The organism is Nocardioides sp., assembly GCF_036267815.1.
Classification (GTDB): domain Bacteria; phylum Actinomycetota; class Actinomycetes; order Propionibacteriales; family Nocardioidaceae; genus Nocardioides.
The window spans coordinates 1-13,306 of the sequence record NZ_DATAVI010000059.1; the positions used below are offsets into that span (position 1 = coordinate 1).

At 70.3% G+C, this 13,306-nt stretch carries 9 protein-coding genes; 8 read left to right on the plus strand and 1 reads right to left on the minus strand.

What is annotated here, in order from left to right; translation table 11 throughout:
* Positions 1–475 precede the first annotated feature (475 nt).
* The 8 genes from VHW64_RS12240 to VHW64_RS12275 all read left to right on the plus strand — a co-directional run bounded on the left by VHW64_RS12240 (position 476) and on the right by VHW64_RS12275 (position 12,306).
* A complete protein-coding gene (locus VHW64_RS12240) occupies positions 476–1,645 on the plus strand; it encodes a PstC family ABC transporter permease (RefSeq protein ID WP_329650837.1) in 1,170 nt (389 codons plus the stop codon).
* Entirely contained in the window at positions 1,642–2,835 is a 1,194-nt protein-coding gene (pstA, locus tag VHW64_RS12245; RefSeq protein ID WP_329650838.1) for a phosphate ABC transporter permease PstA, read from the plus strand. Before VHW64_RS12240 ends, pstA begins: the two co-directional genes overlap by 4 nt.
* Positions 2,832–4,514, plus strand: a complete 1,683-nt coding sequence (locus tag VHW64_RS12250; protein WP_329650839.1) for a PstS family phosphate ABC transporter substrate-binding protein — start codon at positions 2,832–2,834, stop codon at positions 4,512–4,514. The genes pstA and VHW64_RS12250 overlap by 4 nt, the downstream gene beginning before the upstream one ends.
* Positions 4,511–7,135 (plus strand): hypothetical protein, encoded by a 2,625-nt coding sequence (locus VHW64_RS12255; RefSeq protein ID WP_329650840.1) that lies wholly within the window; start codon positions 4,511–4,513, stop codon positions 7,133–7,135. The genes VHW64_RS12250 and VHW64_RS12255 overlap by 4 nt, the downstream gene beginning before the upstream one ends.
* Complete coding sequence (locus VHW64_RS12260) at positions 7,117–8,055, plus strand: class E sortase (protein WP_329650841.1); 939 nt, start codon at positions 7,117–7,119, stop codon at positions 8,053–8,055. Before VHW64_RS12255 ends, VHW64_RS12260 begins: the two co-directional genes overlap by 19 nt.
* Before the next feature lie 39 nt (positions 8,056–8,094).
* Complete coding sequence (locus tag VHW64_RS12265) at positions 8,095–9,993, plus strand: substrate-binding domain-containing protein (protein ID WP_329650842.1); 1,899 nt, start codon at positions 8,095–8,097, stop codon at positions 9,991–9,993.
* 88 nt (positions 9,994–10,081) lie between these two features.
* On the plus strand, positions 10,082–10,942 hold the full coding sequence (locus tag VHW64_RS12270) for a phosphate ABC transporter ATP-binding protein (protein WP_329650843.1): 861 nt from the start codon (positions 10,082–10,084) through the stop codon (positions 10,940–10,942).
* Between the two features lie 65 nt (positions 10,943–11,007).
* On the plus strand, positions 11,008–12,306 hold the full coding sequence (locus VHW64_RS12275; RefSeq protein WP_329650844.1) for a serpin family protein: 1,299 nt from the start codon (positions 11,008–11,010) through the stop codon (positions 12,304–12,306).
* Between the two features lie 509 nt (positions 12,307–12,815).
* On the opposite strand, the gene VHW64_RS12280 is transcribed toward VHW64_RS12275, so the two are convergent.
* Positions 12,816–13,253 (minus strand): VOC family protein, encoded by a 438-nt coding sequence (locus VHW64_RS12280; protein ID WP_329650845.1) that lies wholly within the window; start codon positions 13,251–13,253, stop codon positions 12,816–12,818.
* Between the last annotated feature and the right edge of the window lie 53 nt (positions 13,254–13,306).

A 13,306-nucleotide genomic window follows, 5' to 3' on the forward strand; every position in this document is an offset into this window, starting at 1 on the left:
CTTCAGCGGGTGTCCTGGCACTTCTTGGGGGTTGCAACCCCCCAGAAGTGCCAAGTCCCCCGCTGAAGCGGGGGATTTGACAACAACCAACCCCAAGGAAGGGTTGGGGTCGGGGGTGGGTGGCGCCGGCCGTTGGCTTGACAGGGCCGGTCCGCTGGCCCGTGACAAGGATTCGCTCAAGTCCCTTGAGTTGTTCTCATCTCGTTCATCCGCGTTGACGGCGGTGTTGGTCTGGCGCCGTCACCTTGCTCACGTGACGGCCCACGGTGGGGCCGGCCAGCACGAGAGCAAGAGGCGTGAGCAGCAATCCCGTAGCCCAAAGCCCGTTCGAGGGCGTTCCCGGACGCATCGACCCCCCTAGCGACTGCGTCCCTTCCCCCCGCGCGACGTCGCGCACTCTCCGGCCGGGCCCCGAGTCCACCGTCAGCGGGCCCGGCCGGTCCACCTCGGGCTTCCCCGGAGGCCCGCGACGACCATGACGAGCGTCCCCGTCCAGGACCCACCCGCAGAGGCGACCTCCCCCCGCCGTCTCTCACGGAAGCCGACCGGCAGTGACGCCGTCTTCGTCTACGTCTCACGATCGCTCGGCGCCTCGGTGCTCGTGATCACCGGCGGCATCGGGATCTTCCTGGCGCTCGAGTCGATCCCCACGCTTCGTCACTACGGGCCGGCGTTCTTCAGCGTCCACCGCGGCTGGAACTTCGACACCGACCAGGTCAGCGTCGCCTCCCTGCTCGTCGGCACGGTCGAGGTGGCCCTGATCGCGATCTCGATCTCGTTCCCGCTGGCCCTCGCCACGGCGCTCTACATCAGCGAGTACGCGCCGCCGAAGCTCCAGGCGACACTCATCTCGGCGATCGACCTGATGGCGGCGGTGCCGTCGATCGTCTACGGGCTCTGGGGTCGCGACCTGATCCAGCCGCATGCCGGCACCGTCGCCATGTTCGTCGACCGGCACGTCGGTCCGCTCGCCGTGCACGGCTGGGTCCGCTCGGCGCTGGTGCTGGTGCTGGTCGTCGCGGTCGTCATCGGCTTCTCGGCTCGCTGGACGCTGGGTGTCCGGGGCCAGCGGGGGCTGATCGCGTTCTACGTCGCAGGGGTCGCGGCCATCGTGCTGATCCCGGTGTGCCTGACGGTGAACGCCGATCCGAACGCCGCGAACATCGCGCCGCAGGAGTCGTCGTTCCAGAAGAGCGCGTTCGTCGCCGGGATCGCGGTCTCCATGATGGTGCTCCCGATGGCCTGCGCCATCATGCGCCAGGTCTTCAGCCAGACCCCTCATGGCGAGAAGGAGGCAGCGCTCGCGCTCGGGTCGACCAGGTGGGGGATGATCCGCTCGGTCGTCCTGCCCTTCGGCAGGGGCGGCATCATCGGCGGCACCATGCTGGCCCTGGGCCGCGCGCTCGGGGAGACCATCGCGGTCCTGCTGATCATCAACCAGGTCTTCGAGATCAAGCCGAACGTCCTGGAGACCGGCACCGCCACGGTGTCGTCCACCATCGCGGCGCAGTTCGGCGAGGCCACCGGCATCCAGCTCAAGGCCCTGCTGACCGCGGGCTTCGTGCTCTTCGTGATCACCCTGGTGGTCAACACGCTCGCGGCGATCGTGGTCAACCGCAGCAGGTCGGGGGAGTCCACCTCGTGACCGCCGTGCTGCACCGGGACGACGTGCCGATGGACGAGGCGCCGCGGACGGTCATGCCCGAGCGTGCGCCCGACGCCGCGGCGCCCGTCCCGCGCACGTCGCTCGGCGTGCTGCCCCTGGAGTACCGCTTCCTCACCTGGGGCGCGCGGTTGGGCGCGGTGGGGCTGTCGTGGGTCATCGTCGAGCGGGTGCTGCCGATCCAGGGGCCCGGCTGGTTCGTCGTGGTCGCGGCGCTGTGCAACGCGGCGCTGCTCGCGGTCGGGACGCTGGTCATCGACGCCCCGATCGCGATGGTCGACAGGGTCGCCCAGTGGGTCGTCTCGGCCGGCGCGCTGGTCGTCTTCAGCGCCCTCGCCTCGACGCTCGGCTTCGTCTTCAAGCGCGGCTGGCCGGCTCTGCACCACTGGAACTTCTTCACCCAGACGATGCACACGACGCTCCCCGACGCGCCGTACAACCAGGGCGGCGTGCTCCAGTCCGTCGTCGGCACGCTGATCGAGATCGGCATCGCCGTGGCCATCACGCTCCCGCTCGGGGTCGGGACTGCGGTGTACATGAACGAGGTCGGCGGCCGCTTCGCCCGGGTGATCCGCACCGTGGTCGAGGCCATGACGGCGCTGCCGTCGATCGTGGCCGGCCTCTTCATCTACTCCCTGTGGATCATCACCCTGCACGAGCCGCGGTCGGGCTTCGCCGGTGCCCTGGCGATCGGCGTCATGATGCTGCCGATCGTCGCCCGCGCCTCCGACGTCGTCCTGCGCGTCGTGCCGGGCAACCTGCGCGAGGCCTCGCTGGGACTCGGCGCGAGCAGGTGGCGCACCATCTGGCACGTCGTGCTGCCGACCGCACGACCCGGCCTGGCGACGGCGCTGATCCTCGCCGTGGCACGCGGCATCGGCGAGACCTCCCCCGTGCTGATCGCCTCCGGCTACGCGACGTTCCTGGTCACCCAGCCGTTCCACGGCGTCATGAGCTCGCTGCCGCTGTCGGTCTACAACAGCGTCATCGCGCCGGAGCCGCAGGCGGTCGTGCGCGGCTACGCGACCGCCGCGGTGCTGCTGATGCTCGTCCTGGTCCTCTTCGTGGTCGCCCGTCTGCTGGCTCGTCCGCCGTCGGCCAAGCCGTCGCTACGACGCCGGCTCATGCGCTCCCTCCAGCCCGCACGCCCCAGACCCGAGGTGGCCGAGTGAAGACCCGTCTGCTCCGACCCAGCGCGCTGCTCGGCATGGCCGTCAGCCTGGGCGTCGTCACGCTGTTCTCCGTCGCCCCGGCGAGCGCTCGTTCGGAGTACGCCGAGATCGAGGGCTCGGGCTCGACCTGGGCCTACGGGATCATCGCCCCCTGGATCGCCCAGGTGCAGGCGGCCTACGGCATGCAGATCACCTTCAACCAGTCGGGCTCCTCCCAGGGGCGCAAGGACTTCGCCAACGGCGTGACCGACTTCGGCGACTCAGACATCCCCTACCAGGGCGTGGACCCCACGACGGGCCAGACGGACGCGAGCAACCGCCCCTACGCCTACCTGCCGGTCGTGGCCGGCGGCACGGCGTTCACCTACCACGTCACCGTCGCCGGACATCTGGTCACCAACCTGAGGCTGTCGGGGGAGACCATCGCGAAGATCTTCACCAACAAGATCACCAACTGGAACGACTCCGAGATCACCAAGGAGAACGGCGGCCACGCCCTCCCGTCGGAGACGATCAAGCCGGTCGTCCGGTCCGACGGCTCGGGAGCCACCGCCCAGTTCACGCTGTGGATGGAGAAGCAGTACCCGTCGATCTGGCGGCCCTTCAACGGCGGCAAGGCCGGCCTGACCTCGATCTATCCCCGGCAGGGCAACCAGATCGCGGTCGCGCAGGACGCCGGAGTCATGAACACCATCAAGGGCGCTGGTGGTGAGGGCGAGATCGGGTACACGGAGTACTCCTACCCGCTCCAGGCCCATTACCCGGTCGTGTACGTCGAGAACCGCGACGGCTACTACGTCCAGCCCACGCAGTACAACGTCGCGGTCGCGCTGACCAAGGCCAGCATCATCGGCTGCACGAAGGGCGGCACGTGCAGCCCCAACGGAGTGTCGGCCAACGGCTACCTGACGCAGGACCTCGACAAGGTCTACTCCTACAAGGACCCCCGGACCTACCCCCTGTCGTCGTACTCCTACATGGTCATCCCGACGGCCAAGAGCGACCAGCGCCTCACGGTGCCGAAGCGGCAGACCCTGGCCGACTTCCTCAGCTACGACCTGTGCACCGGCCAGCGCCTGGCGGGTCCCTACGGCTACTCGCCGCTACCGCTGAACCTGGTCAAGGCCGCCTTCGGCCAGCTGGAGAAGCTCGGTCCGGACGCGCAGGGCGGCGCGGTCGCGGGGGTCAAGATCAAGAACCCCTCGGCCAACCTCGCCGCCTGCGACAACCCCACGTTCGTCAAGGGCAACCTCTCGGCCAACCACCTGGCGCAGGTCGCCCCGCTGCCTCTGGCATGCCAGAAGGCCACCAGCCAGCCCTGTGGTGACGGCGCCCTCCCGCCGGGCACCAACGGCAACAGCGGCCAGGGGAACGGGAACGGGGACGGCAACAGCAGCGGCAACAGCGGCGACGGCACCAACTCCGGCACCTCCGACGGCACCACGCCACCCGAGGGGAGCACGCCCTCGTCCGGCGACGGGACGACGACGAACGACGGCACCGGCACCGGGACGACGACGGAGGCCGGCACCACCGCGACCTCGACGGTCCTGGCGGCCCAGCGGACCAGCTCCGCCACGGTCTGGGCGTGGACGGCGGGCCTCCTCCTGCTCGCGATCGTGCTGATCCCCGGTCTCTGCGTCGCCTGGCTCAACCGGCGCAAGGGCGTCAGCCCGTGACCGGACTGATGCGACTCCTCGCCCTCCTCGCCGCGCTGGCCTTCGGCGGCGCGGGGATCGTCGCGGCCCTGCCCGGATCGTCGGCGTCGGCCGCGCAGAGCTGCGCGACGCAGTACGGCAAGGGATCCCACGGCGACGGGTGGAGCGCCAGCGAGGCACTGACCCGCAGCTTCTACGACGCCAACGGCGCGACCAGGACGAGCAACTGCTTCCACCTCTCGGTCAACAAGCACACCGACCTCCAGGACCACGAGCGGATCACCGTGAACTGGACGGGTGCGCACGTGACCGGCGGTCGCTCGCTGAACCCGTACGGCGAGACCGGGCTCCCGCAGGAGTACCCCGTCGTGCTGATGGAGTGCCGCGGCCTCGACCCCAAGGACTACCCCGACGAGAGGGTGCCGAAGGGCGCGGAGGCCGTCTCGCCCGACACCTGCTGGACCAACACGTACTTCCAGCGCACCAACTCCGCGGACCCGGGCCAGGGCATCTGGGAGCAGGACGCGTCGAACGGCGACGACACCGACCACATCCAAGGCATCGACCCGGGGCAGATTCCGACCGACTGCAACGTCAACGCCAACTTCGACTACCTGATCACGCCGTTCGAGACCGGCAAGGGCAAGGTGTACGCCGGCTGCTCGTCGCAGTCGATGCCGCCCGAGGCGACCGTCAACTCGGTCAGCATCCCCAACGAGGCCTACGCGTTCACCAACACCGACGGCACCGGGAGCTTCCCCTTCGAGGTGCGCACCTCGTTGGAGAACCAGTCGCTCGGCTGCTCCTCGAGCGTGCGCTGCACCCTCGAGGTGATCCCGATCGACGGGATCACCTGCGACAACACCGACGCCACCGCGCCCTGCAACCAGACCGGCGACCTGCCCCCCGGCCAGGTCAACACCGGACAGGCCCCGCAGGACGCCGTCGCGCCCGCCTTCTGGGCCTCGGCGTCCAACTGGGAGCGCCGTGTGCCGGTGCCGCTGGACTTCGCCCAGCCACCCACCGTCTGCACCGTCGCGAAGGCAGGCAAGCCGGTCCCGTTCTACGGGTCCGAGCTGCTCGACCAGGCCGCGCTCCAGTGGATCCCGGCGTACTGCCTGAACAAGAGGCGCTTCAACTGGCAGGACAACGTCATGCCCGACGACGCGGCCTTCGGCCTGATGCAGGGCGGCACGGCCGCGGCCGCCGAGGTGTCGGGACGCGGGCAGGGCGACACGGGGATCGGCTATGCGCCGACCGCCGCGACCGGGTGGGCGGTGGCCTACGACATCGACAAGCCCGACAATGCCGGGCAGGAGACGACGCTCAAGCTCAACGCCCTGCTCCTGGCCAAGCTGCTCACCGAGTCCTATCCGGGCTCGACGACGGTCGCCGCGGCCCACCCGGGCTTCAAGACCAACCCGCTCTCGCTCAACCTCGACCCGGACTTCACCAAGCTCAACCCCGGGCTGGATGTCTCCCACTGGTCGGAGGCAGCCGCGACGATCCTGGCGACCTCGACCAGCTCCCAGGTGATGGACGAGGTCACGTCGTACATCGCGGCGGACCCCCGGGCGATGGCCTTCGTCGACGGCAAGCCGGAGCACGACGGGCCCTACACCATGCGGGTCAACCCGGCGTACCAGAAGATGAGGCTCCCGGTCGACTCGTGGCCGCAGCTCGACACCTGGCAGTTCAGGGCCGCCCCGAACTCCTGCCTCAAGGCGCAGGGCACGTCAATGCCGCCGTACATGCCGCTGCTCGCGAACCCGATGACCAGCATGCAGCTGGTGGCCCAGGCCCTGCTCTACAGCTGGCCCAACGTCGAGACCGGCTGCACCGGCACGGGAACGACGAGCGATCCCTACCAGCTCGGCCGGATCGCGCCCCAGGGCTACGGCAACCGGTTCATGCTCGGGCTGGTGACGCTGGGCGACGCCCAGCGCTACGGCCTGACCACGGCAAGCCTCCAGGCGGCTTCCGGCCACTACGTCGCGGCCGACAGCGCCGGGATCAAGGCGGCGCTCTCGCTGGCCGAGCCGACGTCGAAGCTGCGGCCCTTCGACCTGACCCAGGCGAGCATCAGGACGTCGAAGAAGGCCTATCCGGGGTCGATGGTGGTCTACACCGCGGCCAAGACCTACGGCCTGGCCACGAGCACCGCGGCCGACGTCGCGCAGTTCATCCGCGTCTCGACGACCGAGGGCCAGCAGCCCGGCCGCGGCAACGGCCAGCTCGCCGCGGGCTACGTGCCGATCGCGAAGACCGGCGTGACGAAGCGGCTCTACGGACAGGCTCAGCAGGTCGCCGACGCGATCGCCAAGCAGAAGGCCCCGCCGAGCCAGCCGCCGACCGGTGGTGGGACGCCGCCCCCGAGCCACCCATCGGGGAGCCAGCCGCCACCGACGACCCCGAGTGACGCGCCCACGGGCGGGCCGCCGTCCAGCCAGCCCCCGGCTCCCTCCGGCAGCACCTCACCGATCGCGAGCGGTCCCATCGTCACCACCGCGGCGGTGACCTCGCGCACCGGCGGCGGCCTGATGTTGGCCCTGATCGGCGTCGGCGCCCTGGCGAGCCTCGGAGTGCTCGCCGGCCGGATCGCCCTGTGGCGCAAGGGGGTGCGATGGGCACCACGACCGTGATCAAGCGCGCGAAGCCACCACCGCCGCCGCCCATCGTTCGTCAGGCGCGACAAATCCGCCCCGGCGAGGCCGCGGAGACGCTGTACGTCGTCTCCTCGGCCTGCACGATCATCCTGCTCGTCGTCGTCTGGGTGCTGGTGCAGATGCTCGCACTGGGCCGCCTCAGCGAGTCGCGTGCCCAGCACCTGCTCTTCAACGAGTACCGCACCCAGCTGGCGACCGAGACCGCCCCCACGGGTGCCCTCGACTACGACGGCAAGCCGGTGGCCGAGGGCAGCCCGGTCGCCCTGATGTCGATCCCCGCACTCGGAGTCGACGACGTCGTCGTCGACGGCACGGCGTCCGGTGACCTACTCGACGGCCCGGGACACCTGCGCACGACGCCGCTGCCGGGCAACGCCGGCACCTCGCTGGTGATGGGCCGCAGCGCGACCTACGGTGCGCCGTTCGCCAAGATCACCTCGCTGCGTCCCGGCGACGACATCGTCGTCCTGGGTGCTCAGGGCCGCGTCACCTACACGGTCACAGACCTACGACGCGCCGGTGACCCGATCCCCGCCGCACCGGTTGGCACCCATGCGGGTCGACTGATCCTGGCGACCGCCGACGGGTCCGGCTTCCTGTACCGGCTGCGTGCCCGCGACGTCGTCTACGTCGACGCCGACACCACCAAGGCCTTCCCCTCGGGGCCGGTCTACCCCTCCGTCCCGAACGCCGAGAAGGCGATGCAGCACGACCCGGCGGCCTGGCCGCTGCTGGTGCTGCTGCTGGCGTTCTTGGCGGCGCTCGTGCTCGCGGTGAGCATCGCGCGTCGCCATGTCCGAGCGGTGCTGGTCTGGCTGGTGGCAGCACCGGTCGCGATCGCACTGGCGTGGGCCGTGACCGACCAGGTCATGCGGCTCCTCCCGAACTTGATGTAACCGCATCGAGAGTGAGCATCACGAGATCAGGAGCAACTGATGTCTGGTAGGAAGACAAGCGCCAAGCTGGGGTTGGCCGCTGTGGCCGCCTGCGGTCTGGCACTCACCGTGTTGGCACCTGCCAACGCGGACACCAAGCCCGGCACCGGGGGCGTGTCGGGCACCTACGTGCTCGGCACCACCGTCGTCGGTGTGGGCTCTGACACCATCCAGTGGGTCGACGACCAGCTCTCCAAGGACTTCGACACCTTCAACGCCGCGCAGACCACCCCCGGTCCCGCCTGGGCCGACTTCGACGCCTGCCTGGGCAACACCACGACCGGCGCGCCCGGTCTGGGTGACAACCCGGACGGCTCCGGCTTCCCGTGCGGTGCCGACCACACGGGCACCAAGGCGGGTGTCAAGCGTGACGAGCAGGTCGTCGACCCGGGCGTCACGGCCGGCTCCTCGCTGCCCAGCGGCTCCGGTGACGGGCGCACCCTGCTCCGCACGGCGACCGACCCGATCTTCGGCGACGTCGCCTACGGACGCTCCTCCGGCCCGATCAACACCACGGACCTGGCCGCGGGCGAGCTCGCTCTGCCGTTCGCCGTGGACAAGATCGTCGTGGTCACCCACCCCGGTGGTCCCGCACCGGCCTCCCTGACCGGTGCGCAGATCCTCGGGATCTACAACGGCACCTACACCAACTGGAACCAGCTCGGCGGCAAGAACGCCCAGATCCACCCGTACCTGCCAAAGGCCGGCTCGAGCACGCTGAACGCGTTCGAGGCGTTCCTGGCCGCGCTGGACAAGGTCAACGAGGCCCCGGGCAGCGACAACGACCCGACCTCGCACTCCGCCGCGTCGCAGACCTGGCAGGGCCCCGGGAACACGATCACCAACGGCAACTGGAACACCGGTACGGCCAATGTCGAGGAGCACGACCCCTCGGTGACGATCGCCGACAAGGCCGCCGTCGAGCCGTTCTCCTACGGCCGGGCGCAGCTGGCCAACGGCCACTCGCAGACGGTGCGGATCGAGGGCGGCTGGTCGCGCGACCGCGAGCTCTACCACGTCGTCCGCGGCTCGGCGATCTCGGGCGCGACCACGACGCCGTTCCTCTACGGCAGCGACGGCAACGTGCTGGAGAACCTCTTCTCCAGCACGGGCTGGGTCTGCACCAGCTCCACCGCCCAGGCCGACATCGCCGGCGCGGGCTTCTGGCCCCTCCAGACCGGCACGACCGCGGGCAAGTGCGGGGTGAAGAACACCAACACCGAGGACACCATCGACGCCACTGCCTCCAACGGCGAGGGTGAGGGTGCTGCCACCACCACGAGCGCGCACTACGCCTCCGGAGCGGTCCACGTCAGCGTGGTCAGCGACGGCGGCGGCACGCCGTCCGGCAAGGTGCTGGTGGTGGCTGCGGCTCCGGGTACGCCGGGCAGCTCGCCGACGGCCTCGTTCCACGCCACGGCGAAGCTCGGCAACAACGGGACGGCGACCGTGCCGGTGCCGGCCGGGGTCTCGGGCAAGCAGGTGATCGACGTCTCCTACCTGCCGACCGACTTCGGAGCGAACGCCAGCGCCGGTGGACACACGGCCCTGGGCTCGTCGGACGTCCGGTTCGACTCCAAGGTGAAGGCGGCCAAGGTCGCGACCTCGCTGAAGGCCAAGGCCAAGCCGGCCAAGCTGGCCAACGCGAGCAAGAAGTCCAAGGTGACGATCACGGTCAAGGCGGCTTCGGGCTCGGCCAAGCCGACCGGCAAGATCGAGCTGATGCTCGGCAAGAGGACCGTCGGCACCGGCACGCTGAAGAAGGGCAAGGTGACGATCACCGTCAAGGGCTCGTCGCTTGCGAAGGGCAAGAACAAGATCGCGGTCAAGTACGTGGTGAAGGGCAGCTTCAAGGCTCCGAGCAAGACCACGAAGGTCACCATCACCCGCACCAAGTGAGGTGAGCCACGCGGTGGCGGACCGGGGCTCGGCCCGATCCGCCACCCACGTGCATCACCGGACACCTACCCGAACTGAGGGCCTGACGATGATGAGCACGACCGACCCGACCCAGGTGATCCCTGCGGTCGACGTTCCCGACCGGGAGGAGGCCGACGCGGCCCCCACGTCCCGGCTGGCCACGCTCGAGGCTCGGGGAGTGAGCGCCTGGTTCGGTGACCATCTGGTCCTCGACCGCGTCTCGCTGACCATGCCGGCCGGCGGCATCACCGCACTGATCGGCCCGTCCGGCTGCGGGAAGTCGACGTTCCTGCGCACCCTGAACCGGATGCACGAGCTGGTGCCGAGCGCCAAGCTGGCAGGGGAGGTCATGCTCGACGGGCAGGACGTCTACGCACCGAACAAGAAGCTGACCGATGCCCGCCGCGAGATCGGCATGGTGTTCCAGAAGCCCAACCCGTTCCCGGCGATGTCGATCCAGGACAACGTCCTCGCGGGCCTGAAGCTGACCGGGACCCGGGCGTCGCGCTCGGCCAAGGAGCACCTCGTCGAGCGCTGCCTGCGTCTGGGCGGCCTGTGGGGCGAGGTCAAGGACCGCCTCGACGCCCCCGGCGGCAGCCTGTCGGGCGGCCAGCAGCAGCGACTCTGCATCGCTCGTTCGATGGCCATCCGGCCGCGGGTGCTGCTGATGGACGAGCCGTGCTCGGCGCTCGACCCGACCTCGACGCGGGTGATCGAGGAGACGATGGCCTACCTCGCGCAGGAGGTCACGATCGTGATCGTCACCCACAACATGCAGCAGGCCGCGCGCGTCTCGGACCAGACGGCGTTCTTCCTGGCCTCGCACAACACGCCTGGCGTCATCGTCGAGCACGGCGAGACCGAGGCGATGTTCAGCAACCCCCAGGACCCCCGCACCGCCGACTACGTCAACGGCCGGTTCGGCTGAGCACCGCCCCCGCCCACGTCGGCGGGAAGGGGAACCGCGTCGTCGCCGCCGACGTCTGACCGGGCATGCTGAACCGTCGACAGACCCTGCGAGCCCTCGGAGCCCTCGGGCTGGCCGCGCCGGTGCTCACCGCATGCGGCGGGGCGGGATCGAGCACGCCGCGCGCGACCCCGGACGGGCACGACCTGCGGCTCGTGAGCGCCGACCTGCCGCAGAGCGCGGGCAGCGCCGAGGCGGTCGACGGCGTCGTGTCGGCGATGTCCGCCTTCGCCGTCGACCTGTGGAGCGCCATCGGCAGGCCCGACGACAACCTCGCACTCTCGCCGTACTCCATCGCCGTCGCCCTGGCCATGACCGCCAACGGCGCCCGGGGAGCGACCGCGCGCGAGATGCTGAGCGTGCTGCACATCGACTCGCTCGCGACCTACAACGCCGGCATGGCGGCCCTCACTCAGGGGCTGGCGGGGCTCGCCGGGACCGTGAAGCAGGGCGACGACACCCTCGAGATCGACCTGAGCGCGGCCAACCAGCTCTTCGGCAACGCCGGCATCCACTGGCAGCGGGCCTTCCTGACAGCCCTGGCCAAGCAGTACGGCGCCGGCATGCGCACCGTGGACTTCACCGGTGACCTCGAGCGGTCGCGCGAGCTCATCAACGGGTGGACGTCGGGCCAGACCCACGACCGGGTACCGGAGATCCTGCCGAAGGGGAGCATCGACGGCTCGACGCAGCTGGTCCTGGTCGACGCGGTGTACTTCAAGGCACCGTGGCAGGCCCCCTTCGAGAAGACCCTGACGAAGCCCGGCACTTTCGTCCGCGGAGACCGTTCCCGCGTATCGACGCCGATGATGTCCACCAGCGAGGGGCCGGGCTACGTCGCGGGGCTGCACTACCGGGGAGCGCGTCTGGCCTATGCGGGCGACACCCTGGCCATGACCGTGGCACTGCCCTCGGGATCGGAATCGGCGGCGCTTCGGGAGCTCCTGACGACCGGGCTGCGCGGGCGGGGCCAAGAGGGTCTTCAGCTGTCGATGCCTCGCTGGACCTACCGCATCCCGACGGACCTGAAGGCGCCGCTGTCGGCGCTGGGCATGGCCGACGCGTTCGGTGGCGGCGCCGACTTCAGCGGGATGACGGAGGACGTCGGCCTCGAGATCGGCTGCGTCCTGCACCAGACGTACGTCGCCGTCGACGAGGCCGGCACCGAGGCGGCCGCGGCCACCGCGGTCGGGATGGCGGACTCGGCCATCGTCGAGGGGCCCGCTCCGCTGGTCCTCGACCGCCCGTTCCTGTACGTGATCCACGACACCCAGCACGGCACCCCGCTGTTCGTCGGCCGCGTCGCGGACCCCGGGTCCGCCTAGCGCCCCACCCCCCGAGCTGACTGCGCTGGCGCTGCCAAATCCCCCGCTTCAGCGGGGGAGTTGACACTTCTTGGCCGCTGCAACCCCCAATAAGTGTCAAGTCCCCCGCTGAAGCGGGGGATTTGGCATCCCGCGAACCCCAGGTTGGGGACTGGGGACGCCTGGTCGGATCGGGCGGACTTGGCCCAACCCGCGACCCGCCAGTGGCTGCCGGAGACGCGCCGCTTCGGGGTCGCGGCCCTGCTGCGGCGCAGGGTGGTGGGTCGGCCTCTTCGCGCTGTGCGTCGCCGTGCCAGTCGGGTTCGGCGCCGCGCGCTCCCGTGTGCGACTCCCTGTGCGACTGCCTGTGCGACTGCCTGTGCGACTCCCTGTGCGACTCCGGGGGCGACCCGGGGGGCGACTCCGGTGACGGCGGCAGGCTGGTCGGCGGCGATCCTCTCCAACAACCACGCCGCCAGCTACGTCCGGGCCGTCTACGACGCGGCCCGGGCCCACGCCGACCGCAGCTCCTAGCCCAGCCGCTGGGCCAGGGCGACCAGGATGCCCTCGGGTCCGCGGACGTAGGCCATCCGCCAGACGCCCTCGTACTCCCCGATGCCACCGACCAGGGCGTAGCCGGCGGCTGCGGCGGCCTCGACGGTGGCCCGGAGGTCGTCGACCTCGAAGGCCACGCTGCGCAGGCCCAGCTCGTTGGCGGCGGCGTCGGGTGAGCCGGGAAGCGGGTCCGGCCTGACGAAGCTCGACAGCTCGAGGGTCGTGCCGCCGCCGGGCAGCCGCAGCATCAGGATCTCGGTGCGCGAGCCGGGGATGCCGATGACCGTGTCGATGAACTCGCCCTCGACGAACGTGCGTCCCTCGACCTCCAGGCCCAGCCCCAGGAAGAACGCCGCCACGGTGTCGAGGTCCGAGACGGTGATGCCGATGTGGTCGAAGCGGACTCTGGACATGCGGCCAGTCTGCCTGTCGGCGGCCTGTCGGCGGCGCGGACTATCCTCGGAGC

What these genes read in the sequence shown, in the direction of transcription:
- VHW64_RS12240 (WP_329650837.1), top strand. Translation starts at nt 476, where the DNA reads ATGACGAGCGTCCCCGTCCAGGACCCACCCGCAGAGGCGACCTCCCCC.
- VHW64_RS12260 (WP_329650841.1), top strand. Translation starts at nt 7,117, where the DNA reads ATGGGCACCACGACCGTGATCAAGCGCGCGAAGCCACCACCGCCGCCG.
- VHW64_RS12265 (WP_329650842.1), top strand. Translation starts at nt 8,095, where the DNA reads ATGTCTGGTAGGAAGACAAGCGCCAAGCTGGGGTTGGCCGCTGTGGCC.
- VHW64_RS12270 (WP_329650843.1), top strand. Translation starts at nt 10,082, where the DNA reads ATGATGAGCACGACCGACCCGACCCAGGTGATCCCTGCGGTCGACGTT.
- VHW64_RS12275 (WP_329650844.1), top strand. Translation starts at nt 11,008, where the DNA reads ATGCTGAACCGTCGACAGACCCTGCGAGCCCTCGGAGCCCTCGGGCTG.
- VHW64_RS12280 (WP_329650845.1), bottom strand. Translation starts at nt 13,253, where the DNA reads ATGTCCAGAGTCCGCTTCGACCACATCGGCATCACCGTCTCGGACCTC.